The 26,280-nt window shown below is 62.0% G+C and carries 25 protein-coding genes; 13 read left to right on the plus strand and 12 right to left on the minus strand.

Annotated features, from left to right (window positions below; translation table 11 throughout):
• Positions 1 to 20: 20 nt before the first annotated feature.
• From AC1RM7_RS20110 to AC1RM7_RS20120, 3 genes are all read right to left on the minus strand, one after another.
• Positions 21 to 1,103 (minus strand): DUF2336 domain-containing protein, encoded by a 1,083-nt coding sequence (locus AC1RM7_RS20110; protein WP_024919672.1) that lies wholly within the window; start codon positions 1,101 to 1,103, stop codon positions 21 to 23.
• Positions 1,104 to 1,368: 265 nt separating this feature from the next.
• Positions 1,369 to 2,493, minus strand: a complete 1,125-nt coding sequence (locus AC1RM7_RS20115; RefSeq protein ID WP_024919671.1) for a hypothetical protein — start codon at positions 2,491 to 2,493, stop codon at positions 1,369 to 1,371.
• A 17-nt stretch (positions 2,494 to 2,510) separates the two neighbouring features.
• Positions 2,511 to 3,299: a thioesterase family protein gene (locus tag AC1RM7_RS20120; protein ID WP_006022836.1), complete on the minus strand. Its 789-nt coding sequence runs from the start codon at positions 3,297 to 3,299 to the stop codon at positions 2,511 to 2,513.
• A 263-nt stretch (positions 3,300 to 3,562) separates the two neighbouring features.
• Here AC1RM7_RS20120 and AC1RM7_RS20125 point away from each other — a divergent pair, with 263 nt between their 5' ends.
• Positions 3,563 to 3,784, plus strand: coding sequence for a hypothetical protein (locus AC1RM7_RS20125; protein WP_081758561.1), 222 nt, complete (start codon positions 3,563 to 3,565; stop codon positions 3,782 to 3,784).
• A 135-nt stretch (positions 3,785 to 3,919) separates the two neighbouring features.
• On the opposite strand, the gene AC1RM7_RS20130 is transcribed toward AC1RM7_RS20125, so the two are convergent.
• From AC1RM7_RS20130 to AC1RM7_RS20140, 3 genes are all read right to left on the minus strand, one after another.
• Positions 3,920 to 5,620 carry an MFS transporter gene (locus AC1RM7_RS20130; protein ID WP_024919669.1) on the minus strand — a complete coding sequence of 567 codons (1,701 nt, stop codon included), beginning with the start codon at positions 5,618 to 5,620 and terminating at the stop codon, positions 3,920 to 3,922.
• A 99-nt stretch (positions 5,621 to 5,719) separates the two neighbouring features.
• Positions 5,720 to 6,154 (minus strand): hypothetical protein, encoded by a 435-nt coding sequence (locus AC1RM7_RS20135; RefSeq protein ID WP_006022833.1) that lies wholly within the window; start codon positions 6,152 to 6,154, stop codon positions 5,720 to 5,722.
• Positions 6,155 to 6,397: 243 nt separating this feature from the next.
• Positions 6,398 to 7,399: a Bug family tripartite tricarboxylate transporter substrate binding protein gene (locus AC1RM7_RS20140; RefSeq protein ID WP_024919668.1), complete on the minus strand. Its 1,002-nt coding sequence runs from the start codon at positions 7,397 to 7,399 to the stop codon at positions 6,398 to 6,400.
• Positions 7,400 to 7,718: 319 nt separating this feature from the next.
• Between AC1RM7_RS20140 and AC1RM7_RS20145 the strand changes: the two genes are divergently transcribed.
• From AC1RM7_RS20145 to AC1RM7_RS20180, 8 genes are all read left to right on the plus strand, one after another.
• The gene (locus AC1RM7_RS20145) at positions 7,719 to 8,666 is read left to right on the plus strand and encodes a TAXI family TRAP transporter solute-binding subunit (protein ID WP_006022831.1); all 948 of its coding nucleotides are present in this window, start codon (positions 7,719 to 7,721) and stop codon (positions 8,664 to 8,666) included.
• A gap of 204 nt (positions 8,667 to 8,870) precedes the next feature.
• Positions 8,871 to 10,985, plus strand: a complete 2,115-nt coding sequence (locus AC1RM7_RS20150; RefSeq protein ID WP_006022830.1) for a TRAP transporter permease — start codon at positions 8,871 to 8,873, stop codon at positions 10,983 to 10,985.
• 22 nt (positions 10,986 to 11,007) lie between these two features.
• Entirely contained in the window at positions 11,008 to 11,697 is a 690-nt protein-coding gene (locus tag AC1RM7_RS20155; protein ID WP_024919667.1) for a DUF1850 domain-containing protein, read from the plus strand.
• 127 nt (positions 11,698 to 11,824) lie between these two features.
• A complete protein-coding gene (locus AC1RM7_RS20160; RefSeq protein WP_024919666.1) occupies positions 11,825 to 13,735 on the plus strand; it encodes a propionyl-CoA synthetase in 1,911 nt (636 codons plus the stop codon).
• A 12-nt stretch (positions 13,736 to 13,747) separates the two neighbouring features.
• Positions 13,748 to 13,954, plus strand: coding sequence for a DUF6494 family protein (locus AC1RM7_RS20165; RefSeq protein ID WP_006022827.1), 207 nt, complete (start codon positions 13,748 to 13,750; stop codon positions 13,952 to 13,954).
• Between the two features lie 115 nt (positions 13,955 to 14,069).
• Entirely contained in the window at positions 14,070 to 14,336 is a 267-nt protein-coding gene (locus AC1RM7_RS20170) for a hypothetical protein (protein WP_006022826.1), read from the plus strand.
• 90 nt (positions 14,337 to 14,426) lie between these two features.
• Positions 14,427 to 14,639, plus strand: coding sequence for an alkylphosphonate utilization protein (locus AC1RM7_RS20175; protein ID WP_024919665.1), 213 nt, complete (start codon positions 14,427 to 14,429; stop codon positions 14,637 to 14,639).
• Positions 14,640 to 14,665: 26 nt separating this feature from the next.
• Positions 14,666 to 15,334, plus strand: a complete 669-nt coding sequence (locus AC1RM7_RS20180) for a DsbA family protein (protein WP_024919664.1) — start codon at positions 14,666 to 14,668, stop codon at positions 15,332 to 15,334.
• A gap of 35 nt (positions 15,335 to 15,369) precedes the next feature.
• Here the strand turns inward: AC1RM7_RS20180 and AC1RM7_RS20185 are convergent, their stop codons facing one another.
• The 3 genes from AC1RM7_RS20185 to AC1RM7_RS20195 form a co-directional block, all read right to left on the minus strand.
• Complete coding sequence (locus tag AC1RM7_RS20185) at positions 15,370 to 16,329, minus strand: radical SAM protein (protein ID WP_024919663.1); 960 nt, start codon at positions 16,327 to 16,329, stop codon at positions 15,370 to 15,372.
• Between the two features lie 601 nt (positions 16,330 to 16,930).
• On the minus strand, positions 16,931 to 17,194 hold the full coding sequence (locus AC1RM7_RS20190) for a hypothetical protein (RefSeq protein WP_024919662.1): 264 nt from the start codon (positions 17,192 to 17,194) through the stop codon (positions 16,931 to 16,933).
• A gap of 122 nt (positions 17,195 to 17,316) precedes the next feature.
• Positions 17,317 to 18,018, minus strand: a complete 702-nt coding sequence (locus tag AC1RM7_RS20195; RefSeq protein WP_006022821.1) for a DUF1013 domain-containing protein — start codon at positions 18,016 to 18,018, stop codon at positions 17,317 to 17,319.
• A gap of 197 nt (positions 18,019 to 18,215) precedes the next feature.
• On the opposite strand from AC1RM7_RS20195, the gene ispH reads away from it, so the two are divergent.
• From ispH to rnhA, 3 genes are all read left to right on the plus strand, one after another.
• Positions 18,216 to 19,187 carry a 4-hydroxy-3-methylbut-2-enyl diphosphate reductase gene (ispH, locus tag AC1RM7_RS20200; RefSeq protein WP_006022820.1) on the plus strand — a complete coding sequence of 324 codons (972 nt, stop codon included), beginning with the start codon at positions 18,216 to 18,218 and terminating at the stop codon, positions 19,185 to 19,187.
• Between the two features lie 170 nt (positions 19,188 to 19,357).
• Complete coding sequence (locus tag AC1RM7_RS20205) at positions 19,358 to 20,338, plus strand: homoserine kinase (RefSeq protein ID WP_024919661.1); 981 nt, start codon at positions 19,358 to 19,360, stop codon at positions 20,336 to 20,338.
• Positions 20,335 to 20,784, plus strand: coding sequence for a ribonuclease HI (rnhA, locus tag AC1RM7_RS20210; protein WP_006022818.1), 450 nt, complete (start codon positions 20,335 to 20,337; stop codon positions 20,782 to 20,784). Before AC1RM7_RS20205 ends, rnhA begins: the two co-directional genes overlap by 4 nt.
• 170 nt (positions 20,785 to 20,954) lie before the next feature.
• Here the strand turns inward: rnhA and AC1RM7_RS20215 are convergent, their stop codons facing one another.
• Together AC1RM7_RS20215 and AC1RM7_RS20220 are read right to left on the minus strand one after the other, a co-directional pair.
• Positions 20,955 to 21,440, minus strand: coding sequence for a peroxiredoxin (locus AC1RM7_RS20215; protein ID WP_006022817.1), 486 nt, complete (start codon positions 21,438 to 21,440; stop codon positions 20,955 to 20,957).
• Between the two features lie 116 nt (positions 21,441 to 21,556).
• Positions 21,557 to 22,423 (minus strand): protein-disulfide reductase DsbD domain-containing protein, encoded by an 867-nt coding sequence (locus tag AC1RM7_RS20220; RefSeq protein WP_024919660.1) that lies wholly within the window; start codon positions 22,421 to 22,423, stop codon positions 21,557 to 21,559.
• A 160-nt stretch (positions 22,424 to 22,583) separates the two neighbouring features.
• On the opposite strand from AC1RM7_RS20220, the gene AC1RM7_RS20225 reads away from it, so the two are divergent.
• Entirely contained in the window at positions 22,584 to 23,234 is a 651-nt protein-coding gene (locus tag AC1RM7_RS20225) for a YqgE/AlgH family protein (RefSeq protein WP_024577327.1), read from the plus strand.
• A gap of 14 nt (positions 23,235 to 23,248) precedes the next feature.
• Here the strand turns inward: AC1RM7_RS20225 and AC1RM7_RS20230 are convergent, their stop codons facing one another.
• Positions 23,249 to 26,233 carry a sensor domain-containing phosphodiesterase gene (locus AC1RM7_RS20230; RefSeq protein WP_161638783.1) on the minus strand — a complete coding sequence of 995 codons (2,985 nt, stop codon included), beginning with the start codon at positions 26,231 to 26,233 and terminating at the stop codon, positions 23,249 to 23,251.
• Positions 26,234 to 26,280: the final 47 nt, after the last annotated feature.

Here is a 26,280-nt window from a genome sequence, read left to right on the forward strand (position 1 = left end):
TCGATATCCGGAAGGTGCTTTCAGGATTGCCTGATCTGCCAGAATCGAAGCAGTCGTTCCGCATTCGGTCTGGTCAATTTTGCAAATTCGGTTTCCAGTTTATCCGTCAGGTTTAGCGGCATGGATTCGGGCGGATATTTGCACGCCAGAACCGCGTGGGTCGTTTGCCAGCTGAGACCCGCTCCCTTGCACGCAATCAGAAGTCCCTCGTCGCGCGGGCTTTCCATGAGGGGTTTGATGATTTCGATGGACGCCGCGCACAGAACTGAAAGGCCAGCCACAACCTCTTCGTATTGACGGTCCGCTGCAAATGCCCGCAGCTTGCCGTCGGTCAGTTCGCCGCGCTCTTTCAGAAGTTTCGTCAGGCGCAGAGCAGTATCGAAGTTATGAATCTTGTTGGAGTCACGCGCGACCTTTTCGGCGACTTCCTTGAGCGTGCGGTCGACCTCGTCCTGAAGCTCGGGCGGCATTTTGGCCATCAGCCGCGCGCGAACGGTTTCGGTGGCCCGCAGCAGGAGTTCGCGCAGGAGCTGCAACGGCAAATCGAGACGCAGGCCGGTTTTCTCGGCCAGCGCGTCATCGGTTTCCGCTGCTTTCAGCAGCGTCGCAAAGCCATGCTCTGATATTTGTGCGCCTGCGTTGTTAACGACGCTGTGCCTGACTGCCCGGTTGCCGCGATCGAGCAGGATATCGGTAATTGCAGGCTCGACATTGGCGCGTTCCGAAATCGCGAACAGGTGGCCCTGACTTTTCGTTTTCGCGATTTCAACAAGGTCATGCGTGGTCAGGCGCGTGGAGTTTGTGAGAATGGGACCGGCGACCGCAATTTCATCATGATGCGCCAGCTTCAGGGTGATCTCGCGCGGAGAGTTGTCGACCGGAGCAAGGCGTGTGCTGAGTTGCGCCAGCGCTCTGGTTTCGACCTTCAGGATCAGATGCCCGAGTACATCGTCGAATACGCGGATCTGGTCCTCATTAAGGCGATTTGCGTCGTAGAGAAAAAGGTCGGTGACGCGCCGAAGGATAGCGATGCGCTTTTCCGACGATCCGCTTTGCAATGCGGCGTCGAGTTCATCAAACAAGGATGACGCGGGGCTTTGCATGACCGGCAATCTCTTGGCCGGCATTGCGCGGACGGTGAATCTTAAAAAACAGTGACTGACTTTGAAATCGGTCCGTGAATGCCGAAGCGTATATGCACTTAAATGATGCGGACCACGTTACCGGCAAAATGGTACTTTTCGATTAATGCGCGCTCGACCAACGCGATGATCTTGAAATGCTATTTCCGATTCACGTACCCCATTTGGGGTACGCATTCGTACGCGGTTTCAAGAGTCAGGTGATTGGAAACCGTGCAATCGATGGTCAGAACGCCGCGGCCAGATCCTTGGCGCCCTGAAGGTTGACCTGGTTGTCCATCCGCGCATCCGTCGCCGCCAGCAGCTTGGCGACGGTGTTGTTGCGGATCGCCACCGGATTGCGCTCATAGCCGTTGCGCTGGAAGAAATTCGACGTCGGGACGATAGTGCGCATCGCCTGCGGCATCGACACCATGTCGAACCCGTTGCCGTCGCCGGTCAGGTTCATCATCTCGAGTTCGGCGGCGGTGAGCGGCGCGGTGTAGCCCTTGCGCCTGGCGAAATTGACCGAGTCCATCAGTTTCAGCGTCTGCAACAGCGGCCCGACATCGACATCGAGATTGAGCGCATGGACCGCGATGCCGCGCGGCGTGACGCCGAGTTTTTCGTGGGCGCTCCATTCATTGGGCACGGTTTTGCAGAAGGCGATCATCTGCTGGACGATCGCAGCCTTGCGCTCAAGCGCGGCCTTCTGCGGGCCCGATGCCTGGCGGATCTTTTCCCCGAGCGATTTAAGGATCAGGCCGCCATGTTCTGCGAGCAGGTCGATGGTGTTGGTTGTGAGCAACTGGTTGTAGCCGAGTGCGGTGGAGATCGCGCGGGCGCCCGGGCGAGGGCTCTCCAGTCCGGCCTGCACGTCGTACTTACCGTTGCCGCCGGACTCGAAGCTGTAGATCCGCACAGCCTGATCTTTGGTCAGGCCGAAGCTCGACGCCACCTGCGCGTAGGCGCGCTTGTATTCGATCTCGGAGGCGGGCTTGCGGGGCGCGAACTGGAAATGCTCCTGCGCGTTGCTCAGGAAATCCGCGACGACGGGAAGCGGCTTGCGCTCCGACGGCGGCCTGGCCGGTGCCGAGGGATCGATTGGCTTTGGCGGCCCGCTATAGACCGGCGGCTGGGTGAGCACATAGTCCTCGGCGACGATGGTCTCGCCGCTGCGCCGCTTGGCGTTCCGCGCTCGCCGCTTGTCGCTGATCGATGTCCAGTAGGCGGACGCCTTTTCATCGAACGGCTGGCGCACGGCGTTGTATTCGGCAAGCTTGCGGCGGTACTCCGCCATCGCCTGCGGCGTCTGTGCGACGGAACCGGACGACAGCGTCGCCGCGAGCAGGGCGATGGAAATCCATGACATCGTCCGCCGGAGAGGTCTCACATAAACACCGCGACGTTCTGCCGGCTGACCAGCACCGGCTGTCGATCCGCATTCCACAGGGTCGTGGATTGACTGGAATATCCGCCGACTACGTTTTCGGCCTTGGTCTGGAGCAACCACCAGCCGTCTCTGGTCTCCGGCCTGTCGGTCAGCAGATCGATGGTCCAGGTCATGGTGCTCATCGGTCCTGGCCGCTCGAACAGCACCAGCGCCGCGGGCGGCGGCGCATCGGTGAGCGCGACCAGAGCCGCGATCGACGCCGGTTTCGCTTCATCCTGATGCCGCAGCCAGATCGAAAAGTTCGGCTGCTGGCTCTGGCTGAACGGAGGGCTGCCTCCCGCGAAACGTCCCTCGAAGTGCTGGATGAAGTTCAATCCGGGAATCTTGCGGAAGAACGGCGGACACGTGTCCGGTTCCGGCACCGCAGGCGCTGCCAGGCTGCTGTATGCCGCGGCCGACGGACGGGCGGTGGCGTAGCAAAGCGTGGCCCGCGTTGCGAGGCCGGCTTCGCCGAACAGATCGACGCCGACGAAGATCGTCGACTTGCCCTTGCGCAGAACGGCCGGCTTGATCGTGACCGTGCCGGTTGCCGGGCCGACGAACCCGAATTGTGCAGAGCGCAACGGCGGCAGTTCCCCGAACTGGCGCGCCACGCTCTCAAGGCAGAAGGCCGCGGACAGACCGCCATAGATGGTGCGGCCCTGAAGCCAGTCCTCTGTCGCCGTGACTGAACAGGTCTCGCCGCTGACCGTTATGGTGTCCATCAGTGCGGTGAAATCGATCATCGTGCTGCGCCTGCTCCTCAAAATCGCGCCGCGAGCCGCGGGCATGGCTGCCATGATCGCTCAATCTTGCGAATCGCGCAGCAGAACTTCTCGCGCAATGTTGCTTGGACTCACCGCAGACTCAATCGGTCAGTAAAGCTGACCGAATCAAGTTATCAACAGGCGTTTGAGCGACTCTTTCGAATCATTCTCGCTTCGCGATAGGAGATGGTTTCAGATGTGACGCTTGCGTGACTGTAGCGTTCGTGTGCGGGGCGACGATCATGAACAAAATTGTTTCGCCGAAGGGTTTTGTTTCGAACGAGTTGTCGAAGTTGTTCGGCGACGTACCGAAGCCGGACCGCGCCGAGTGGGAGAAGACACTCAAGGCGCTCAAGCCGTGGCTCAGCCCGGAAAAATTCGCAGAGACCGAAGTCATTCACTGGCGCATGTTCGAGCGCGCCAACCGCTGGCACGAGAGCAAGTCGTCCTCCTCGAAGGACTGATGTTTCTGCTCGTCATTGCGAGCAGCGAAGCGACGACGCAATCCAATCCTTGCTTCTGAAAGCTGGTTGCTTCGCTTCGCCCGCAATGACGTTGTTCAAGTCCCTGCCGGCGCGGCGATCTCGGAGCAGCCGCGCTCACACGCCGCTGCTGGCTGGCGTCTCGATCGGCACATCGTTCGTACGGGTGCGATCCGGCGTCTCGTCCTTCCACCGCACCGATCCCAGCGGCCGTTCCAGCATGCGATGAACCTTGATCGGCTCCGGCCCGGTGTGAAATTCGATCGCGCGCAGATGCAGATCGCGCTCGGACTGGGTCGAGCGGTTGCGCTGGCGCAGATAGTCGAGCCAGGTCGGGCAGTGGTATCGCTCGGTCCATAGCTCGGGATCGGCGATGTCGCGGGAAATGGACCAGTCGTAGGCCCCGTTGCGCTGGCGGGTCGCCTGGACTTTCAGCATGACGTCGTAGAATTCACGTGCCCGTTCGGTGGCCACGCGATACTCGACCTCGATGACGATCGGTCCGCTGCGCGGTGTGATCGACAAATTCACCTCCGGCTCGGCCAGCGCATCCACCGCGTCGTTGTTGGCGCCTTCGGTCGACGGCATGCGCAGCCAGATCGCAAGGATCGGCGAGACGAACATCACCGCACCGGCAATCATGAGCGCCTTGTCCACGCCGACGCCGTTGGCGACATATCCCCACAGCCAGCTACCGATCGCGACGCCGCCCGCGATCGCAGCCTGATACGCGGCCAGCGCGCGGCCCGCGACCCAGCGCGGTGTCGAAAGCTGCACGCCGATGTTGAACAGCGTGACCGCAATCATCCATGACGCGCCGGCTACAACCAGCGCCGCGCCGGTCAGCGCTGGCCACCGGCTGAGCGCGAGGACCCCGATCGCAAGGCCCATGGTCAGCGCGCACAGGCGAACCGCGTATTCACCGCTCAGATGCGCGCGCACACTCGATATGTTGAGGGCGCCGAGCACGCCGCCCATGCCGAAACAGCCCAGCATGATGCCGTAGGTCTGGGCGCTGCCGTGCAGGATGTCGCGTGCCACCAGCGGCAGCAGTGCCAGCACTGAACCGCCCGCGATGCCGGTCACAAGTGTCCGGTAGAGCACGATACGGATCGGCGGAGAGTGAATGATATAGCGCACGCCCGACACGACCGCGCGGCGCAGCCGCTCCGGCGGCAATCGCGATGGTTCCAGCGTGCGCTGCCAGAAGTAGAGCACCACGATGAGTGGAACATAAAGCAGCACGTTGCAGATGAACGCGGCCACCGCGCCCGCCGCCGCGACGATGATGCCGCCCAGCGCCGGGCCGAAACTGCGCGCGATGTTGTAGCTGATGCCGTTCAGCGCGACCGCCGAGGGCAGCGTTTCGGCGGGCACCTGCTCACTGACCGAGGCCTGCCACGCCGGGCCGAACAGCGCCATGCTGCTGCCGATCAGGAAACAGAACAGCAGCAGACTGTGGGGCGTGATCGCGTTGAGATAGGCGAGCCCGGCCAGCGTCACGCCGCCCAGCAACCCGAGCGACAGCGCGGTGAGGCCGACGATGCGGCGGTCGTACATGTCGGCGATGGCGCCCGCCGCCAGCGACAGCAGCATGATCGGCAGCATCAGCGCGGTCTGGACCAGCGCCACCATGCTGGCGGACGACGTCATCTGGGTCATGGACCAGGCGGCGCCGACGCCGTTGATCATCAGGCCGAGATTGGTCAGCAGGCTGGCCAGCCAGATCCGCCGGAACACCGCGTGGCGCAGGGGGGCTGCAATACCGTCGGCCGACAGCAGGGATCGTTTGGCGGGCTTGTCGGTCGTCGTATTCAAAACAGAAATCCCCGAAAGAGCTGGATCATTAATGGACCGGCAGCCACGCGATATGAAGCCGGAATGTGGTCCAATGAAAGCGGCTTGAACAGGGATTTGCTACCAGCGCCACTGGCCGTCGGCCGTCCAGCGGGAGCGGTGGCCGACAAGACGCATCCAGCGGGTGACGATCTGGTCGAACCCGGTCACATAATCGCAGGCCTTGTCGCGCTTCCACTTCGCGTCGGCCCTGACATCGGCAAAGGTCTTCTCGCTCGCATAGGAGTAGAGCTGCAGCGGTTTCGATGAGTCGCTGATCTCGGCGCGGTTGGCGATCAGTTCCCGGTCCAGCGTGTTGAACACCACGCATGGCGTGCTGGCGTAAGTCATCCGCAGATCGTCGGCGATGACCTTGGCGTTATCGGGCGGCTGCTCGACTTTATAGGACATCAGAAACGCGGCCGCGGCGAGCAGTGCGGCAAGGGCAACGCCGCTTAACACCGGCCAGATGAGCCGGGGACGCCTGACAGCTTCTGCTTGGTTCGGTTGCGGCATGAACTCGACGCTAGTGTCCCGTATCCGACGTTTGCCTCATTTTGCGGCGCCTTCCGTGCAAACGTCGGATACGAAAGGACACTAGCAAATGATGATTCCAGTGATCCTTTGGTTCTGACATTCGTAAATGTGTCTGCGAAAGATGTGAAACGAATGTCAGAACCGGATCACTGGTGTTGCCGGCGGGAATGTTCCCCGACGCCGCAGCGGATCAAAACCTGCCACGGCGTCAGTGCATAGCGATTACTCAGGTTTGATCTTCGCGAACTCGGCGACCTTGCCCCACTTCTCTGTCTCCGCGATGACGAACGCCTGCATTTCCTCGGGCGTGTTGCCGATCGGTTCGCCGCCGAGCTTGCGGATACGGTCGATGCCGTCGGGCGACTTGATGTACTTGATGATGCTCGCGTTGAGCTTCATCACGACGTCCTTCGACACCTTCGCCGGGGCGGCCACGGTGAACCAGGCGGCCGCGTCATAGCCCTTCACGGTTTCGCCGATCGAGGGGATGTTGGGGAGCAGCGGCCAGCGTTCCGCGGTGCTGATGGCCAGCGCGCGCACATTGTTGTTTTCTGCGAAGGGCAGAACCGCCGGCAGGTTGTCGATCATGACATGGACGCGGCCGGCCACCAGATCGGTGAGCGCCGGTGCGCTGCCCTTATAAGGGACATGCACGATGTCGATGCCGGTCATCGACTTGAACAGTTCGGTGGCAAGATGCGCTGTGCTGCCAAGACCGGGGGTGCCGTAGAACAACTGCCCCGGCTTCGATTTCGCAAGCGCGATGAATTCCGCGACCGTTTTCGCAGGCACCTCCGGATTGACCGACATCAGATTCGGAACGCGGGCGATGATGGTGACCGGCTGGATGTCCTTGATCGGATCGTAGGGCATGTTCTTCTGAACATACTTGTTGATCGCGTGGGTGCCGGGCGTGCCGACAATGAAGGTGTAGCCATCGGGCTCGGCCTTCGCGACGAAATCGGCTGCAATGTTGCCGCCCGCGCCTGGCTTGTTCTCGACGATGAACTGCTGGCCGTAGTCTTCCGAAAGCTTCTGCGCAACGAGACGTCCCAGAATGTCGGTGGTGCCGCCGGCGGCGAACGGCACGACGAACTTGACCGGGCGGTCCGGCCAGGCGGCGGCCTTCGAGGCGCGGCTCAGGAACGGTGTCGCGCCCAGCGCTGCGGCGCCGGCAAGAACCGTGCGGCGGGTGAGGTGCGCGGAAGCAGGTCGTTTCGTCATATCAATAAAGTCTCCCGATTTAACCCGCTGCGCGGGTCTTGTTCTTTGATCGCCGCTGGCCGGCCAACGCACAAGGTTCTAGAGCAAGCTCGGCGCGTTGCCTATTGTGCGACGGTTGGAGAGGAGTCTGCGAGCGTTGCGATTTTTCGCAATGCAGCAAATTTATGTGACGGTTGTTCAGGCGCACGAACGGCCACCCAGCCGGTTCCTCATACCTACGTCTAACTGCGAGGCAGAACGCGCCACTTCCGCTCTTCAGCGGGTTGACCGCGACCGCTCATCCGTCCACTTTCCCGCGAAATTCAAAAAGGAAGATGGAATGAAAAAGACTGTTCTTGCGGCCGCTGTTCTTTCAGTAACCGCGCTGTCCGCTCCTGCCGCTCATGCCCAGCAATTCATCAACATTCTGACCGGCGGCACCTCCGGCGTTTATTATCCGCTCGGCGTCGCCATCGGAAAAATCTATGGCGACAAGATTTCCGGCGTGAAGACGCAGGTGCAGGCCACCAAGGCGTCGGTCGAGAATCTCAACCTGATCGAGCAGGGCCGCGGCGAACTCGCGTTCACCCTCGGCGACTCGCTGAAGGCGGCGGTCGACGGTGACGAGGAGGCCGGCTTCAAGAAGAAGCTGGAGAAGCTGCGCACCATCGGCGCGATCTATCCGAACTACATCCAGATTGTCGCGACCGCTGACAGCGGCATCAAGACGCTCGCCGACCTCAAGGGCAAGACGCTGTCGGTCGGCGCGCCGAAATCCGGCACGGAACTCAACGCGCGCGCTATCCTGAAGGCGGCGGACCTGAGCTACAAGGATCTCGGCAAGGTCGAGTATCTGCCGTTCGCTGAATCCGTCGACCTGATGAAGAATCGTCAGCTCAACGCCACGCTGCAGTCGGCGGGCCTTGGCGTCGCATCGCTGAAAGATCTGTCGAGCTCGACCGAAATCAACGTGGTTTCGGTGCCGAAGGCCGTTGTCGACAAGATCGGGCCTCCGTTCGTCTCCGTCGTCATTCCGGCCGGAACCTATACCGGCCAGAAGGAAGACGTGCCGACGGCAGCCGTGGTGAACTATCTCGTCACCAGCTCGGCCGTGTCAGACGATCTCGCCTACCAGATGACCAAGCTGATCTTCGAGTCGCTGCCGGAACTGGCGAACTCGCATGTCGCCGGCAAGGACATCAAGCTGGAGACCGCGGCGACTGGCAGCCCGGCGCCGCTGCATCCGGGCGCGATCCGCTATTACAAGGAAAAGGGCCTGATCAAGTAGGGTCTGGTCCGGCAACGACTGTTGCTCGCGGTTATTCAAAAGATGTCATTGCCGGGCTTGACCCGGCAATCCGTGTTTTCGTCATTGCGAGGAGCGTGAGCGACGAAGCAATCCAGCTTTTACCTCGAATGGATTGCTTCGCTTCGCTCGCAATGACGAGTTGGGATATATGGGCCGAGACGCTGTAAGGCGCGGGGATTCAAGATGTTGCACGAGCACGGCACCGAAGAAAAAGTCAAAGTCGAACTCGACAATTTCGAGCATGGATTTCCCGAAGGCTTCGGTCCGGGGATGTGGGGCCATCTGGCCTACGTGATCGGAATTGCGTTCGCGGTGTTCCAGCTCATCATCGCGGCGTGGAATTTCCTGCCCAGCCAGGCGGTGCGCGGAATCCATGTCGGCTTCCTGCTGCTGCTGACATTCGGTCTGATCGCCAACTTCACCGCCAGGACGAATTTCCAGCGCGCCGTGGGATGGATCATCGGCGGCGTCGGATTTTTCTGCGGCCTCTATCAGTATCTGTTCTACGCCGAACTGATCCAGCGCGACGGCGATCCGACCCGGCTCGATCTCGTGGTCGGCACCGTGCTCGCTGTCCTGATCTTCGAGGGCGTGCGGCGCATGATGGGTCTGGCGCTGCCGCTGATGTGCGGCGCGTGTCTGCTCTACTGGTTCTTCGGGCAGTATCTGCCCGCGCCGCTCAATCACCGCGGCTACGATTTCGACCAGGTCGTCACTCATCTGTCCTACGGCACCGAAGGCTTCTACGGCGTGCCGATCTATGTGTCGGCGACCTACATCTTCCTCTTCATCCTGTTCGGCTCGTTCCTCGAGCGCGCCGGAATGATCAAGCTGTTCACCGACGTGTCGCTTGGCATGTTCGGCGGCACGCGCGGCGGCCCGGCGAAGGTGGCCGTCGTCGCCTCCGGCATGATGGGCACGATCTCCGGCTCCGGTGTCGCCAACGTGGTCACCGTCGGCCAGTTCACAATTCCGCTGATGATCAAGTTCGGCTATCGCCGCGCGTTCGCGGCGGGCGTCGAAGCCACCGCATCGATGGGCGGCCAGATCATGCCGCCGGTGATGGGCGCGGTCGCCTTCATCATGGCGGAAACGCTGGGCGTCGACTACTCGGTGATCGTGAAGGCCGCCGTCATTCCGGCGATTCTCTACTTCGCCTCGGCGTTCTGGATGGTGCATCTCGAGGCCGGCAAGTACGGCCTCACCGGCATGAAGAAGGACGAGATCCCGAGCGCGATCAAGGCGCTGACCAATGGCTGGTTCCTGGTGTTGCCGCTGGCTGCTCTGGTGTTCATGCTGTTCGAGGGCTTCACGCCGCTGTACGCAGGCAGCATGGGCCTCGCGCTGACGGTGGCGCTGATCCTTGGCGCCAGCATTGTGCTCGGCTTTTCCAACATCGCGCTGCGCTATGTCTTCTGGATCGGCCTTGCATTGGTCGCGGGATCGCTGTTCCGGAACGGCAGCTCGGTCGATATCCGTTATGTCGCGGGCATCGTCGGCGTGCTTGTTCTCATCGCCGCACTCACGCAGGGCGGCCGTGCGACGCTCGCAGCCTGCCGGGACTCGCTGGCGGACAGCGCCAAGTCGGCGCTCACGGTCGGCATGGCCTGCGCCATCGTCGGCACTATCATCGGCATGATGACCCAGACCGGCGTCGGTACCATCTTCGGAAGCTGGGTGATCGGTCTCGGCGAGAAAAGCCTGTTCCTCGCGCTGATCATGACCATGCTGCTGTCGATCCTGCTCGGCACCGGCATTCCGACGATCCCGACCTACATCATCGTCGCAGCATTGGCGGCGCCTGCGCTCGCCAAGCTTGGCGTGCCGCTGATCATCAGCCACATGTTCGCGTTCTACTACGGCATCATGGCGGATCTCTCGCCGCCGGTTGCGCTTGCGGCGCTGGCTGCTGCGCCGATTGCGAAAGAGAATCCCGACAAGATCGGCTGGGAAGCGATGCGCATCGCGCTCGCCGGCTACGTGATCCCGTTCATTGCGGTCTATTCGCCCGCGCTGATGTTGCAGAACGGCGATCCGATGCAGGCGCAGCTCGGTTTCTACGGCGCGGTGGCCTATGCCTTCGTCAAGGCGGTTGTCGCCATCGGTCTGTTCGGGATGGTCGCCATCGGCTTCCTGTTCACGCGGATGACGGTGGCCGAGCGCGTGGTGTCGTTCATCGCGGCTCTGTGTCTGCTGGGTGAATTCCAGTACAGTGACTGGGTCGGCTTTGCGATCGCGATCGGCGCGGTGATCTGGCAGTGGCGCAAGAAGCCTGTGCCGGCCCCGATAGCTGCTTGAGAACCACCTCTGAGGTGATGATGTGAGTCTGTGTCTTGCCACCGCGGGCGTCGTGAAGTCGCTGGCGGTTGCGGCGTTCACACTGTCGTGGACCCATTCGGTCGAAAAGATCGACTGGCAGGAGGACTGGCGCGTCACGCCGCAGGGACTCGAAATCGTCGAGGCCCGCGTCAAGGGCTCGGGTGCGGGCATGGAGCCGCCGCCCGAGGCGCGGCTGGCCGATGGCTGGTTTCGCTGGAAGCCGCAGCTTCCGATCCTGCCTGAAGTCGCGCTGGGAAATTCCGGACTGGCGGGCGAGTGGCGGGTATGCCGCGACGGGGCTTGTCAGGATCTGTCCGCCATTCTCGGCCGTCCGATCGGCACTGCCGTTACGACCATGAGCGTGTGCAAGCCGGATCAGGTCACGAACGCGCTGGATGCAAAGACGCTTCTCGCGCGCGGCGACGATTTCAACATCAAGGGCGAGTTTGAGCGCGCCATCGCCGACTACGATGCGGCGCTGAAGGCCGATCCGGCGTTTGCCGAGGCGCTCAACAGCCGCGGCATGGCCTGGCGCGCCAAGGGCGACCGCCGCCGCGCGCTGTCGGATTTCGATGCCGCGCTCAAGCTCAAGCCGGACTATCAGGCCGCGCGGGCCAACCGGAAAAGCCTGTTTAGCGAGATCGAGCGCCTCGGCGCGCAGATGCCGCTGAAGGAGCCCGCCAGGAAGTAGGTTTTCTGCAAGGCCCTCAGCACAATGTCGCAGCCGTTGCCGCTTGAACTTGTGGCATCAGGCTGACAATGCTGGTGCCGACAACAAGAAAAGTCCGCTACAATTTGGCGTCCAGGAGTGATCGTAAATGAGTGCCATATCCAACAGCCGCTACGCTGAAGTTCATGCGCGTTCGCTGCGCGATCCGGAAGGCTTCTGGGCCGAGGCAGCGCGCGAGATCGACTGGATCGAGCCGGCGAAAAAGGTCTTCGATCCTTCGATGGGGCTTTACGGCCGCTGGTTCGCGGGCGGCGTGGTCAACACCTGCTACAACGCGCTGGATCGTCATGTCGCGGGCGGGCGCGCCAATCAGCTTGCGCTGATTCACGACTCGCCGCTGACCGACACCGTCACCAAATTCACCTACGCGGAGCTGCTGCATGAAGTGCAGACGCTCGCCGCCGTGATGCAGGATTTCGGCGTCGTCAAGGGCGACCGCGTCATTCTCTACATGCCGATGGTGCCGCAGGCGATGGTGGCGATGCTGGCCTGCGCGCGCATCGGCGCGATTCACTCCGTGGTGTTCGGCGGGTTCGCGGCGAAAGAACTCGCCACCCGCATCGAGGATGCCGAGCCGAAGCTCATTCTCTCCGCAAGCTGCGGCCTCGAGCCGGGCCGCATCGTCAAATACAAGCCGCTGCTCGATGAGGCGATTAGCCTCTCAAGCGTGAAGCCGCAGGCCTGCATCATCCTGCAACGTCCGCAGCAAACCTGCGATCTGATCCCCGGCCGCGATCATGACTGGAACGAACTGCGCGAGGCTGCGATCAAGGCGAAGAAGGCCGCTCCCTGTGTCTCGGTGCTGGCGACCGATCCGCTGTACATTCTCTACACATCGGGCACGACCGGAAAGCCGAAAGGCGTTGTGCGCGACAATGGCGGCCATCTGGTCGCGCTGAAATGGTCGATGTTCAATCTCTACGGCGTGAAGCCGGGCGAGGTCTGGTGGTGCGGCTCCGACATCGGCTGGGTGGTCGGACACAGCTACATCATCTACGCACCGCTGTTTCATGGCGCGACCTCGATCATGTACGAGGGAAAGCCTGTCGGCACGCCGGATGCCGGCGCATTCTGGCGCGTGATCTCGCAGCAAAATGCGGTTGCGTTCTTTACCGCACCGACGGCATTCCGCGCCATCAAGAAGGACGATCCGAACGGCGATTTCATCCGCAAATATGACCTGTCGAAATTCCGCACGCTGTTTCTGGCCGGCGAGCGCGCCGATCCGCCGACGGTCGAGTGGGCCGAGCAGCAGTTGAAGGTGCCGGTGATCGATCACTGGTGGCAGACGGAAACCGGCTGGTGCATCGCCGGCAATCCCGTCGGCCTCGGCACGCTGCCGGTGAAGCATGGTTCGCCGACGGTGCCGATGCCGGGCTATCAGGTCGATGTCGTGGACGAGGCCGCGAAGCCGCTGCCGCCGAACACCATGGGCTCGATCGTGATCAAGCTGCCGCTGCCGCCCGGCAACCTGCCGACGCTGTGGCAGCAGGACGAGCGCTGCAAGGAAGCCTATTTCACGGAATTCCCCGGCTACTACAAAACCTCCGACGCCGGATACAAGGACGAGGACGGCTATATCTTCGTGATGGGCCGCACCGACGACATCATCAATGTCGCGGGACATCGTCTCTCCACCGGCGGCATGGAAGAGGTGCTGGCCTCGCATCCCGATGTCGCCGAATGCGCCGTGCTTGGAATCAAGGACTCGGTGAAGGGCGAGGTGCCGTGCGGCTTCCTCGTGCTCAAGGCCGGTGTGACGCGCCCCGTCGCCGAGATCGAGAAGGAAATCGTTGCGCTGGTGCGTGAGAAGATCGGTCCCGTCGCAGCATTCAAACTCGCGATCACTGTGGCGCGGCTGCCGAAAACCCGCTCGGGAAAAATCCTGCGCGGCACCATCAAGAAGATCGCCGATCACGAACCGTGGACCATGCCCGCGACCATCGAAGACCCGGCGGTGCTGGACGAAATCAAGTCGGCGCTGCAGGGCCGAACGTAACAGGAGACGACAATGAACGAAGACGTCTTCAACACCAGTGTGCGTAAGTTTCTCAAGCAGGTCGGCGTCACCTCGCAGCGTGAGATCGAAAAGGCGGTCCGCGATGCGGTCGCCGCCGGCCGCCTGAAGGGCGATGAAAAGCTGCCCGCCAAAATGGTGCTTACGGTGGGCGGGGTCGCGCTCTCCTTTACGGTCGATGGCGACATCGAACTCGGATAATTCCGGTCTGATGTGCCGTTCTGCCGCGAGGGCGCCATTGTGGGCTTGTAAACCGCGCATTCCGGACCGAAGGTCGCGGCCAAATCCGGCTGCGCCGGCAACAACAGGATCGCGGATGCCCGCAACAAAACCAGCTTATCTACTCGCTTTCGCCGCCGCCGCGTTTCTGCTGGGAGGTTGCGCCCAGTTCGAGCGCAATACCGCGCCACAGGCCACCGTGGATGATGACGCGCTCTGCCGGGCAGAAGGGGAGCCGGGATCGCCGGCCTATGTGGCCTGCCGCAAGAACCGCGACGTCCAGAGCAGCCGCGCGTCGGGCAATTCGCGGATCGAGCGTTCCCATCGCAATCTCGCGGAAGACATGCTCAACAATCCGCGCTAAGGCTGCACGGCGATCCAGTTCTGAGAAGCAAACGCCGGATATGGGACACCAGCCGCGCCGCATGATGCCGCGCTTCACCAGGGAAAAGTCATGGCGGTCAGGGACAGCAACGGCAACGAACTGAAAGAGGGCGACACTGTCGTCGTCATCAAGGATCTGAAGGTGAAAGGCTCATCCAGCGGCGTCAAGCGCGGCACCGTGGTGAAGAACATTCATCTCACCGACAATGACGGCGAGATCGAAGGCCGCACCGACAGGATCAAGGGCCTCGTGCTGCGCACGGAATTCCTCAAGAAGGCGTGATCCTGCGCGCGTTTTGAAAGTTGAACATGAAGAGTTTCGCAAAGCGATATATTCCCGGCCTCGCCGCCGCAATGCTCGTGTTGACGTTCCTGGCCTTCGAGTCCGCGCAAACCGCGCCGGCGCAGGAGCAGGGCGCTGCCTCCGATGTGCTGAGCAAGGATGCGGTGCTGCGCGATGCCGACAATCCGGTGCTCGGAAATCCGAAGGGCGACATCACCATCGTCGAGTATTTCGATTACCAGTGCCCCTACTGCAAGAAGATTTCGCCGGTGCTCGATCAGGTGATCAGCGACGACAAGAATGTGCGGCTGGTGCTGAAGGACTGGCCGATTCTCGGCGATCCGTCGGGATATGCCGCGCGTCTGGTGCTCGCTGCGAAGTATCAGAACAAGTATGAGGCCGCGCACCGCGCGCTGATCGTCAAGGTCGGCCGCCTGACCGAAGCCGCCATCGACGAAACGCTGACACAGGCCGGCGTCGATGTGGCGAAGGCCAAGGCTGATCTCGCAACCAACAAGGCTTCGATCGATGCGCTGCTCAAGCGCAACAGCGAGCAGGCCCAGGCGTTCGGCTTCCGCGGCACGCCCGTCTTCATTGTCGGGACGTTCCGCATCCCCGGCGGCCTGACCGCGGAGCAGTTCAAGCTCGCGATCGCGGACGCGCGCAAGGCTGCGAAGGACGGAGCGGGGAAGTAGGGATTTGCTCCTGAAGCAGCTTTACAAAGCCGAACTTAATTTGGTTTTCCGGTCGCGCCGATAAAATCCGAAAACCGGGTGAGAAATTCGGGAGCGAAGCTGCGTGGGCGCGGCGCAGCCGGTTTTGCATATTTCTGGCAGAAATAGACGCAAGCCTGCGTGTTGCAGGGTTTCGGCCCGCGCGCGCGTTTGAATGTGCCGGCGAGAACATTTCCATAGACCGTCGGCCCGCCGCAGCGGATGACCTCTCCCGTCGGTTCCAGTTTCACGAACCGGCGTCCCGCTTCGCAGGACTGCCCGGCGAACGATGGCTCGCCATAAAGCAGATCGTCATCCCTGAACATGTCGATACTCGGCCGCTCCGCTGCGTTCGCCAGCGAGGGCTCATAAAAGTCGCGCGCCAGTGCCGCGAACCTGCGAAACCTTTCCCGATCGGGCTCTGTGTATGCTTCGGGGAAAACCTGACCGTTGTAGGCTCCTCGCATCACTTTGGGGATGGGGACAATCCCGATCTGCGCGAGAAGGTCGCTCGCTTCCTGAAAGCGCGCGAGTGTGCTTGGGCTGGCGACGATCGACACCAGAACCGGGAAGCCTCTTGATCGAAGCAACTCCACGTTCCGGAAAAAGGCGGAATTGTCGGACCTGTGCTCGCGCTCCTCGAAATGAAATCCCGAATTGATGAAGCTGACGCGGGCCGGATCGATACGCTCTGCGAAAGATTGAAATGGCCGGCTGAGATTGGAATTGAGCGAAATGAAATGCCGTTTGGTCAGCGCTTCGCATAAGTCGGTGAACGAAGGATAGATGCTCGGTTCACCCCCGGTGAGGTGCAGCAGCCAGGTATAACCCGTGGCATCGAAAGCCGACTGCCATTGCTGCGGCGATGCGTAAGTCTGTAATTTCTGGCCGAGCACGTCAGATGAAAAAAAGCAGTAACCGCAACGGTAGTTGCAGGTGTACAGCAAATGCCAGTCGGCCTCGATATCGTATTGCATCAAATGCCTTGCCGTGCGGCGCGAAAAACGGGTCTTGTCTGAATATCGAAACCTACCTGCTGAAGGCGGATGACGATAGTCAAAGACGCAGGTGGCCCCGGCTTGACTATATCACGATATACGGAATATAATCCTATCACTGTTCCGGCTGATTGATCGCCATTCGGAACGGCTCGCGAACTGACGACGGTGGAGCGCCGGGAGGCGCAGCGCCAAAGTCATTTGGCGCGCGCGGTCCTCGCAAGACCGCGCAGGCGGGCCGATCGCAAGGTTCGCCTTACGGGTGTCTCGCAAGCACCCCGGCGCCTCCCGAGGCTCCATCGCCTTCGCGCATTTGCGCGGAGCACGTCACATCTCGGACGCGTTGAATCGCGCCGCGAGATCGTGTCGGCATGTAAAGTTGTTGGCATCTGAAGATTGAATGCGGCGAAACATTCGATGTCATGCCCGCGAAGGCGGGGATCCATAGTCCTGAATTTTCGGATTCGACGCGATGCCGCAACGACGCTCTCGTCGGCATCGATGGAACGAAGAGTCTGGGTCCCCGCTTTCGCGAAATTGCTCGCGGGGACGACGAATGTGCTCGTGGGGTGCGAGCCGGTTACGGCTTGTCAGCGGGCTTGTCGAAGCACTCGGCGACAAATTGCGGCAGTTCGCGCTTCTGAATTTTCGCGATCTTCGCGGCGTTGTTGCATTCGATCAGTTTGACCTGCTCGGCACGGCGCTTTTCGGCAGCCTCGCGAAACTCCGGCGCAACCGTGCTGGGATCGACAACCTTCTCGGCGCGCGCCGGTGCGCCGCTGATAGCGGAGACGAGGGCGGTCAGGGCCGCGACAAGAAAAAGGAGCGTGACACGGTTGCGCATCACACTCCTATACCACTCATCCGGCGGTTAGGACATGCCCCGTCTGGGGCATGATCCCGAAAAGTGGAAGCCGGTTTTCGGAAAGATCATGCCCATTTAATAGAGGCATGATCCCGAAAAACTTATTCGTCTTCGGCCTTCTTGCCGCCGATGGTCTTCAGCTTGGCGAACACGGCGTCGACATTCATGTCGTCGCGCTGCTTCTCGGTGGTGGTGGCAGCCTCGTGCTCGGCGTCCTTGCGGGTGGTTTCGGAGGCCGGCAGCAGGGTCGCGCCGCCGTACTGCGTGGCTGCGGGCTTTTCCTTGGCCGCGCGCTGCACCTCGAAATCGAGTTCGATCTGCGAGCACAGGCCGAGGGTCACAGGGTCCATCGGCGTCAGAGTCGAGGCGTTCCAGTGGGTGCGGTCGCGAACGCTGGCGATCGTCGTCTTGGTGGTGCCGACGAGGCGCATGATCTGGCTGTCTTTGAGTTCGGGATGATTGCGCACCAGCCACAGGATCGCGCTCGGCCGTTCGTGGCGGCGCGAGACCGGCGTGTAGCGCGGGCCCTTCTTCTTCTTGGCCTCAGGCAGGATCACCTTGGACTCGCCGAGTTTCAGCCGATAGTCCGGGTCGGCTTCGCCGCGCTCGATCTCCTCGCGGGAGAGCTGGCCGGTCGAAATCGGGTCCATGCCCTTGATGCCCTGCGCCGCGTCGCCGTCGGCGATAGCGCGGATTTCGAGCGGATGCATCTTGGTGAACTCGGCCACCTGGTCGAACGTCAGCGCGGTGTTATCAACCAGCCACACGGCAGTCGCCTTCGGCATCAGCGGTGCATTGCTCATGGCAAATCTCCTTTACGCTTCGCCCGCCAGATTTTTTGGGGGGTAAAGCCGTCTGGTCATCGGTGATGACGGGAATTCGTCCCTATATAGTCTGCCGAGGGCGGACCATTCAATGGTTTTGATCGCCCTTGACAGAACGGGGAAGGCAGCCCCAAGTCCCCTTTATTGGTTCCGAAAACCCTTGATTCCGGCTTAAAATGACCCCTGACGCTCAAAAACCGCAGCTTTCAGTCGTGCTTTGTTCCCCCCGAGGCTTTTGCGCCGGGGTGGTCCGGGCCATCGATACGGTGGAACGCGCGCTGAAGCTCTATGGCGCGCCGGTCTATGTCCGTCACGAAATCGTGCATAACCGCTATGTGGTGGAAAGCCTGCGCGAAAAGGGCGCGATTTTTGTCGCGGAACTGGACGAGATTCCGCAGACCAATGCCCCGGTGGTGTTTTCCGCCCATGGTGTGCCGAAGGCCATTCCGAACGAGGCCGACAAGCGCAATTTCTTCACCCTTGATGCGACCTGCCCGCTGGTGACCAAGGTTCATCGCGAGGCGGCCATCCATTTCAAGCGCGGCCGTGAAATCATCCTGATCGGCCATGCCGGTCATCCGGAAGTGGTCGGCACGCTGGGCCAGTTGCCGAAGGGCGCGGTCGTCCTGATCGAGACCATGGACGCGGCGCGCACCTTCCAGCCGAAGGATGCTTCCAAGCTCGCCTTCGTGACGCAGACGACGCTGTCGATCGACGACACCGCGGAAATCGTTGCCGTGCTCAAGGAACGATTCCCGGACATCGACGGACCGCACAAGGAAGACATCTGCTACGCCACCACCAACCGCCAGCTCGCGGTGAAGAAGGTCGCGCCGCAGGTCGAAGCCATGATCGTGGTCGGCTCGCCGAATTCCTCGAACTCGCAGCGGCTGCGCGAAGTCGCCGAGCGCGAAGGCTGCAAGGTCTCCGTGCTGGTGCAGCGCGCGTCCGAACTCGACTGGTCGAAATTCGAAGGCATCAAGACCCTCGGCATCACCGCAGGCGCCTCGGCGCCGGAAGTGATCGTCGAGGAAATCATGGATGCGTTCGCGGCCCACTATCATCTGAAGGTGGAAACCGTGTCGGCGGCGATGGAGAACGAATTCTTCCCGCTGCCGCGCCCGCTGCGGAACGACGCGGCGGAGTAAACCTCTCGGTGTGGCGGATTTGAAGTTCCTATCAATTGGCCGCGAGTCCGTTTAGGAACTTCAAATCCAAAGCCGCACCGGAATCATGATCATCCTAGTGTCCCTTTGATTCCGAAGTTCGCATTAAGGGGTACTGCAAACACATGCGAACTTCGGAATCGGGACACTAGATGGCGGTTTACACCGACGTCACCGCCGAAGAGCTTGCGGATTTTCTCGTCCCTTACGGAATAGGCGACCTGCTCTCCTACAAGGGCATCGCCGAGGGCGTGGAGAATTCCAACTATCTTCTGCACACCAGTGGCGGCTCTTTCATTCTGACGCTGTACGAGAAGCGGGTCGCCAAGGGCGATCTGCCGTTCTTTCTCGGGCTGATGGGCCATCTTGCGTCCCACAACATCACTTGCCCGCAGCCTGTCGTGAATCAGCAGGGTGAAGCGCTGGGCATGCTCGCCGGTCGCCCGGCTGCGATCATCACCTTTCTGGAAGGCGTGTGGCCACGCAGGCCGAATGCAACGCATTGCGCGGGTGTGGGTGCGGCGCTGGCGAAGATGCATCTGGCCGGCGCGGATTTCAAAATGTCGCGCGGCAATTCCCTGTCGGTGTCCGGCTGGCGTCCGCTGTTCGATCAGGCGGCCGAACGCGCCGACAGCGTGCAAAGCGGGCTGCGCGATTTTCTGCGCGCCGAACTGGATTTTCTTGAAAGCGCGTGGCCGAGTGCGTTGCCGCGCGGCGTGATCCACGCCGATCTGTTTCCCGACAACGTGTTTTTCCTCGGCGACAAGCTGTCGGGACTGATCGACTTCTACTTTGCCTGCAACGACATGCTCGCCTACGATGTTGCGATTTGCGTGAATGCGTGGTGTTTCGAGCCCGATCACTCGTTCAACGTCACCAAGGCGCGGGCGTTCCTCAATGCCTATGCCCGCGAGCGCAAGCTCTCCGCCGAAGAGCAGGACGCGCTGCCGCTGCTGGCGCGGGGCGCCGCGATGCGCTTCCTGCTGACGCGGCTGGTGGACTGGCTCAACGTGCCGCCCGGCGCGCTGGTCAGGCCGAAGGACCCGCTGGAATATGTCCGCAAGCTGCGCTTCCACCAGAGCGTGAAGAGCATGCGCGACTACGGCGTCGAGCAGTCCGGGATGGTGGCGTGAGCGACGCAAAACTTCCGCATGTCACGATCTTCACCGACGGCGCATGCTCCGGGAATCCGGGGCCGGGCGGCTGGGGCGCGATCCTCCGTTTTGGCGATGTCGAAAAGGAATTGAAGGGCGGCGAAAATCCATCCACCAACAACCGCATGGAGTTGATGGCGGCGATCTCGGCGCTTGAAGCGCTGAAGAAGCCGGCGCTGGTCGATCTCACCACCGACAGCCAGTATGTCCGTCAGGGCATCACGCAGTGGATTCACAACTGGAAGCGCAACGGCTGGAAGACCGCGGACAAGAAGCCGGTCAAGAATGCAGATCTGTGGCAGCGGCTCGATGCGGCGCTGAAGGCTCACACGGTTCGCTGGCACTGGATCAAGGGCCATGCCGGTCACGCCGAGAACGAGCGTGCCGATCAGCTCGCGCGCGACGGGCTGGCGGAAAATCGTTGAGGGTCAAGGGAAGTGTAATTTTTCCCGGCGTCGTCCCCGCGAAAGCGGGGACCCATAACCACCGAAGGTTATCGAAGACAGGATCCTGATAGCCCGCTTAGGGCGCATGGGTCCCCGCTTCGCGGGGACGACATCTCGTGTGTTTCGGCTCTCGCGGAAAGACGCTTGTCTCAAAGCTGCGACAGCAGGGTGTCGCCGCCGGATACTTCCACCTTGCCGGGGTTGGTCTCGAGATTGAAAATCTTCACCGTGCCGTCTTCCACCAGCATCGAATAGCGCTTGGAGCGGATGCCGAGTCCGTTGCCGGAAGCGTCGAGCTCCATTCCGATCGCCTTGGTGAAGTCGGCGTTGCCGTCCGCAAGAAAAGTCGCCTCGTCGCGCTGGTCGGTGTCGCGCTTCCAGGCGCTCATGACGAAGGCGTCGTTGACCGACACGACGGCGATGGTGTCGACGCCCTTGGCCTTCAGGGCATAGGCGTTCAGGAAAATGCTTGGCATGTGCATCTTGTGGCAGGTGCCGGTGTAGGCGCCGGGGACGGCGAACAGTGCGACCTTCTTGCCCTTGAAAATGTCATCGGTGGTTTTGACCTGCGGACCTTCAGCAGTCATGACGCGAAACTTGGACTCGGGCAGCTTGTCGCCAACTTTAATGGTCATCGGTGCTCTCCGTGAAATCGGTGCAGTGTCATAGCGCGGTTTCCGCAAAGGTGTGAACCGGTTTTGCGAATGGGAGACGCGCAATTTGCCGGCCGGCGGCTTGCTGCGGTGCGATCTCAATCCGTCTTGGGCGGCACGGCGGCGTTCACCTCATAGGCGCCGCCAGGTCCGGCGACCGTGAGCTTCAGGATCGCGCCGTCGGCAGTCGCGCCCGGAGGAAGCCCGTCGAGTTCGAAGGCGAAGCGCAGGACGCCGTCCGCCTCGCGCTGGATGAGCTTGGGGACCGGCAACGCCCAGTCCGGGGTCGGGCCTTCGGCAAAGAGCTGGACCTCTTTGTCCTTATGGGTTGCATTCTTCTCGTCCAGAGCCACGTCGACCAGCACCAGCTTGCCGTCGCGCCGGACGCCGCGGATCGCGATCGGCGTCGCGTCGCCGATCTTGGCTGGCTTCGGGACGGTTTCGAGCGCCGCGGCGATGGCGCTGTCTTCGGTGCTGGCGACGCTGACAAATGCAAGCTCGGCATTTGCCTCGACCGGGATGCAGATTTTTTCGCACACCGCGTAGCTGATCGACGCACGCAGCGTCACCGGCTTGTCAGGACTCTTTGCAATGATCCGCAGCGGCAGCAGCAACTGGTTATGATAGCCGAATGAGATTCCTCCGGCGCCGTCGGGGAATTTCATCGGTACCGGCCAGAGAATTTTGACGGAGTCGATGTTGTCGGACTTCGAAAAATCGATCCGCGGCGGCACGCCGGAATCTCCCGGCGTGCGCCAGTAGGTTTTCCATCCCGGTTGCAGCTGGAAGCCGATGCCGCCGAGCAGCACGTTGCCGCTGCGCGAACCGGCAATCAGCCGGACCGCCGAGTAGGTGTCCTTGATCCAGGGTGAGGCGTCATCGGCGCGCGCGTGCACCGGAGCGAGGCAGGCAATTGCGGCGAAGGCAATGCTAGAGACTGTACGAACGGGAACCAAGAGTGTCATCGGACGTCCTTACAGGGTGGTATCCCTGTGAACCATTGAATTGCCTGTGATCCGGTCTTTTTCGCGACCAAATGCAGCATGCTGCAACCGCGCTGCGCCGCTTGATTGACAGAACTGGCACCCAATATCAGGATGGTTGAACAGTACGAGAGTCGTTGCGATGAAGGCCACGCGCAAGAAGACCGAAAAGACTGCCGGTGGCCAGATCCTGGCCGAAGGTGAGATGTCGGGCGCCGGCTATCTCGACGGTCAGTTGCTGATCGCCATGCCAGTAATGGACGATGAGCGCTTTGCCCGCTCGGTCATCTACCTGTGCGCCCATTCATCTGAAGGCGCCATGGGCATCATCGTCAACCGCCCGGCCGGCAGCATCGACTTCCCGCAACTGCTGGTGCAGCTCGACATCATCAACAAGGCCGATCAGATCAAGCTGCCCGGCAGCGCCGAGGAGATGAAGGTGCTGAAAGGCGGGCCGGTCGATACCGGCCGCGGCTTCGTGCTTCATTCGAGCGACTTCTTCATCAAGGATGCGACGCTGCCGATCGACGACGGAATCTGCCTCACGGCCACCCTCGACATCCTGAAAGCCATCGCGGCCGGCGCCGGACCCAAGCATGCCATTCTGGCGCTGGGCTATGCCGGCTGGGCGCCCGGCCAGTTAGAGAACGAGATCCAGCACAACGGCTGGCTGCATTGTCCCGCCGATCCCGATCTGATTTTCGGGCCCGACGCCGAGGACAAGTATCAGCGCGCGCTCGAAAAGATCGGCATCGATCTGGCGATGTTGTCGAACGAAGCCGGACACGCCTAAGCGCAAAAACCCTTTTACGCCGTTTCGGGTCCGGGCATGGCAGCAGGCGCTGTCGTTGCCGCGGGTGGCGGTGTCGGCGTCGTGATGTTGCGGATGCTTTGCCGGCGGTTGCGTGGCTGCTGAACCTTTTCGCCGGTCAGCAGGCGGAGGCTGGCGTCGGCGTCCATCGGCTCGCCGAAGGCAAAGCCCTGCGCGTATTCGCAGCCGAGCTGGAACAGCTCCACCGCATCCGAGTCCGTTTCCGCACCCTCGGCCACGACTTCCATGTCGAGATCGTGCGCCAGCGCAATGATCGACTTGAGCAGCACCGGCCGCGCGCCGCGGCTGGAGGTGCGCACGAACGACTGGTCGATCTTGATGGTGTCGAACGGGAAGCGTTGCAGATAGGCCAGCGACGAGTGACCGGTGCCGAAGTCGTCCAGCGACAGGCCGACGCCGAGTTCCTTGATCCGGTGCAGCATCTGCGCGGCGTGCTCGGGATTTTCCATCACCAGCGACTCGGTCAATTCCAGCTTGAGCGAGCCGCGCGCCACGGCGGAGCGTGACATCACGCCGCGCACGTCATGGATCAGATCGTGACGGAGCAGTTGCCGAGACGAGACATTGACGCTGGCGAAGATCGGCTGGCGCGAGCGCACGGTGCGCTGCCAGATGGCAAGCTGCTTCGCCGTCGTGTCCATCACGAACAGACCGAGCTCGACGATCAGGCCGATTTCTTCCGCGATCGAAATGAACTCCGACGGCGACATCCGGCCGAGTTTGGGATGATCCCAGCGCGCCAGCGCCTCGAAGCCCGCGATGCTGCGGTCTTCCAGCCGCACGATGGGCTGATAGAGAATGGTGATTTCCTGGCGCTCGATGGCGCGGCGCAGTTCGGATTCCAGCGCGAGACGGTCGGTCTTGCGGGCGCGCATGGCGGGCTTGTAGACGTCGATGCGGTCGCCGCCGATGCGCTTGGAATGATACATCGCCAGCTCGGCGTCCTTGATGATCTCCTCGGTCAGCGGGACCTGCGGATCGCTCAGCGCGAGGCCGATCGATGCGGTAAGGAAAATCTCGCGGCCGTCGAATGCGATCGGGGCCCGGATCGTCTTGCGGATGGTTTCGGCAAACGCGGTGATCCGCGTGGGCTCGTGCTCCGAGGTCAGGATCAGGCCGAACTGGTCACCGGCCAGACGCGCCAGCGTATCCTGCGGCTTGAGAATGCGCGTGAGACGCCGCGCCAATGTCAGCAGGATCGAGTCGCCGACCGCGATGCCGACGGAATCGTTGACCTGCTTGAAGCGGTCGAGATCGATCACCATCACGGTGGGGCGCAGGTTCGGCGTGGTCTTGGCGAACATCGACACCGCGCCGAGGCGATCGATGAAGAGCTGCCGGTTCGGCAGGCCGGTGAGATTGTCGTGCACCGAATCGTGAAGCAGCCGTTCTTCCGAATTCTTGATGTCGGTGACGTCGGTCAGCGTGCCGACCACGCGCGAAACTTCGCCGTCCGAGCCGACCACCGGGCGCGCCTTGAGCGCGAACCACATGAAGTGTCCGTCGGGCGTGCGCAGCCGGAAGTCCTGCACCAGACGGCCGCGGCGCTGATCAAGCACGCTGTCCAGTGCGGCACGGAAGCGATCCTGATCGAGCGGATGCAGCACCTCGAGCCATTTGGCGGCTGGGCCTTCCAGCGTGCCACGTTTGAGACCGAGCAGCACTTCGGTTTCGGGGCTGGTGAAGACCTTGTCCGCCGACACGTCCCAGTCCCAGATCAGGTCGCCGGAGCCGGTCAGTGCCAGCGCGCGGCGCTCCACGTCGGAGACGACGCCGCTGGTCGCGCCGCCGCCTGCGAAGGCATGCTGCATCACCGTGAAGCCGATCAGCATCACGATCAGCACAAGACCGCCGAGCAGCGCGGGTCCGACAATGTCGTTGGTGACCGCGCCGGCGATGGTCATGCCGGCGGCGGCGACCCAGACCATCAGCAGGAACCAGGTTGGAATCAGCAGCACCGCGCGGTCGAAGCCGTGGGTCGAGAGATAGACGATCAGCGCAAAGCCAAACACCGCGATCAGCGCCAGCGAGATGCGCGCAATGCCGGATGCGACGGCGGGATCGAACAGTGCGAGCGCGACCAGTGCGCCGAGGAACAGCAGCCAGCCCATGGTGATGTGCGAATAGCGCACATGCCATCGCGAGAGGTTGAGATAGGCGAACAGGAACACCAGCAGCGTCGCCGCCAGCATGGCCTCGCCGGACGCGCGCCACACGCGCTCCGCGCCGGCCGACATGTCGAACACCTTGCCCCAGAACCCGAAGTCGACGCCGATGTAAACGAGAACCGCCCAAGCCAGCGCCGCCGCGGCGGGGAACATGATGCTGCCCTTGACCACGAACAGGATGGTCAGCACCAGCGCCAGCAGGCCCGAGATGCCGATGACGATGCCCTGATAGAGGGTGAACGAGTTGACCTTGTCCTTGTAGGCTTCCGGCTCCCACAGATAGAGCTGCGGAATCTTGTCGGTGCGCAGTTCGGCGACGAAGGTGATGACCGCGCCGGGGTCGAGGGTGATGCGGAAGACGTCCGCGGTCGGGTTCTCCTGACGCTCGGGGCGGTCGCCGGTCGACGGCGTGATCGAGGCGATGCGCGACAGGCCGAGATCGGGCCAGAGCAATCCCGACGACACGATACGGTAGTGCGGCACGACGATCAGACGATCGAGCTGATCGTCGGTGTTGTTGGTCAGTGCGAACACAATCCAGTTCTGGCCGCCTTCGCGCGCACGCACCTCGATGCGGCGGACGATGCCGTCGGTGCCGGGCGCGGTGGAAACCTGGATACGGTCGGTGTCGCTGCGCTGGAATTCAAGCACGCCGGTCAGGTCGATCGCCGGCGCGTCGCTGCGGACGCTGATCGCGTCGAGCGCATGCGCCGGCTGAACGGCGGCGAACAGGATCAAGCTCAGCAAAAATGAGAGCGCTGCGGCCCGAAGCGAACTTCGATTGTGGAACACTTGCAGCAGCGCGAAGCCTCTGATCGAGCGCAAAGTCAGCTCTCCGC

The organism is Afipia sp. GW822-FHT03D08, from assembly GCF_058801645.1.

Bases quoted from the DNA above. Each gene is read 5' to 3' on its own strand.
- AC1RM7_RS20110 (WP_024919672.1), bottom strand. From the start codon at position 1,103: ATGCAAAGCCCCGCGTCATCCTTGTTTGATGAACTCGACGCCGCATTG.
- AC1RM7_RS20115 (WP_024919671.1), bottom strand. From the start codon at position 2,493: ATGTCATGGATTTCCATCGCCCTGCTCGCGGCGACGCTGTCGTCCGGT.
- AC1RM7_RS20120 (WP_006022836.1), bottom strand. From the start codon at position 3,299: ATGATCGATTTCACCGCACTGATGGACACCATAACGGTCAGCGGCGAG.
- AC1RM7_RS20125 (WP_081758561.1), top strand. From the start codon at position 3,563: ATGAACAAAATTGTTTCGCCGAAGGGTTTTGTTTCGAACGAGTTGTCG.
- AC1RM7_RS20135 (WP_006022833.1), bottom strand. From the start codon at position 6,154: ATGCCGCAACCGAACCAAGCAGAAGCTGTCAGGCGTCCCCGGCTCATC.
- AC1RM7_RS20140 (WP_024919668.1), bottom strand. From the start codon at position 7,399: ATGACGAAACGACCTGCTTCCGCGCACCTCACCCGCCGCACGGTTCTT.
- AC1RM7_RS20145 (WP_006022831.1), top strand. From the start codon at position 7,719: ATGAAAAAGACTGTTCTTGCGGCCGCTGTTCTTTCAGTAACCGCGCTG.
- AC1RM7_RS20150 (WP_006022830.1), top strand. From the start codon at position 8,871: ATGTTGCACGAGCACGGCACCGAAGAAAAAGTCAAAGTCGAACTCGAC.
- AC1RM7_RS20160 (WP_024919666.1), top strand. From the start codon at position 11,825: ATGAGTGCCATATCCAACAGCCGCTACGCTGAAGTTCATGCGCGTTCG.
- AC1RM7_RS20165 (WP_006022827.1), top strand. From the start codon at position 13,748: ATGAACGAAGACGTCTTCAACACCAGTGTGCGTAAGTTTCTCAAGCAG.
- AC1RM7_RS20170 (WP_006022826.1), top strand. From the start codon at position 14,070: ATGCCCGCAACAAAACCAGCTTATCTACTCGCTTTCGCCGCCGCCGCG.
- AC1RM7_RS20175 (WP_024919665.1), top strand. From the start codon at position 14,427: ATGGCGGTCAGGGACAGCAACGGCAACGAACTGAAAGAGGGCGACACT.
- AC1RM7_RS20180 (WP_024919664.1), top strand. From the start codon at position 14,666: ATGAAGAGTTTCGCAAAGCGATATATTCCCGGCCTCGCCGCCGCAATG.
- AC1RM7_RS20185 (WP_024919663.1), bottom strand. From the start codon at position 16,329: ATGCAATACGATATCGAGGCCGACTGGCATTTGCTGTACACCTGCAAC.
- AC1RM7_RS20190 (WP_024919662.1), bottom strand. From the start codon at position 17,194: ATGCGCAACCGTGTCACGCTCCTTTTTCTTGTCGCGGCCCTGACCGCC.
- AC1RM7_RS20195 (WP_006022821.1), bottom strand. From the start codon at position 18,018: ATGAGCAATGCACCGCTGATGCCGAAGGCGACTGCCGTGTGGCTGGTT.
- ispH (WP_006022820.1), top strand. From the start codon at position 18,216: ATGACCCCTGACGCTCAAAAACCGCAGCTTTCAGTCGTGCTTTGTTCC.
- AC1RM7_RS20205 (WP_024919661.1), top strand. From the start codon at position 19,358: ATGGCGGTTTACACCGACGTCACCGCCGAAGAGCTTGCGGATTTTCTC.
- AC1RM7_RS20215 (WP_006022817.1), bottom strand. From the start codon at position 21,440: ATGACCATTAAAGTTGGCGACAAGCTGCCCGAGTCCAAGTTTCGCGTC.
- AC1RM7_RS20220 (WP_024919660.1), bottom strand. From the start codon at position 22,423: ATGACACTCTTGGTTCCCGTTCGTACAGTCTCTAGCATTGCCTTCGCC.
- AC1RM7_RS20225 (WP_024577327.1), top strand. From the start codon at position 22,584: ATGAAGGCCACGCGCAAGAAGACCGAAAAGACTGCCGGTGGCCAGATC.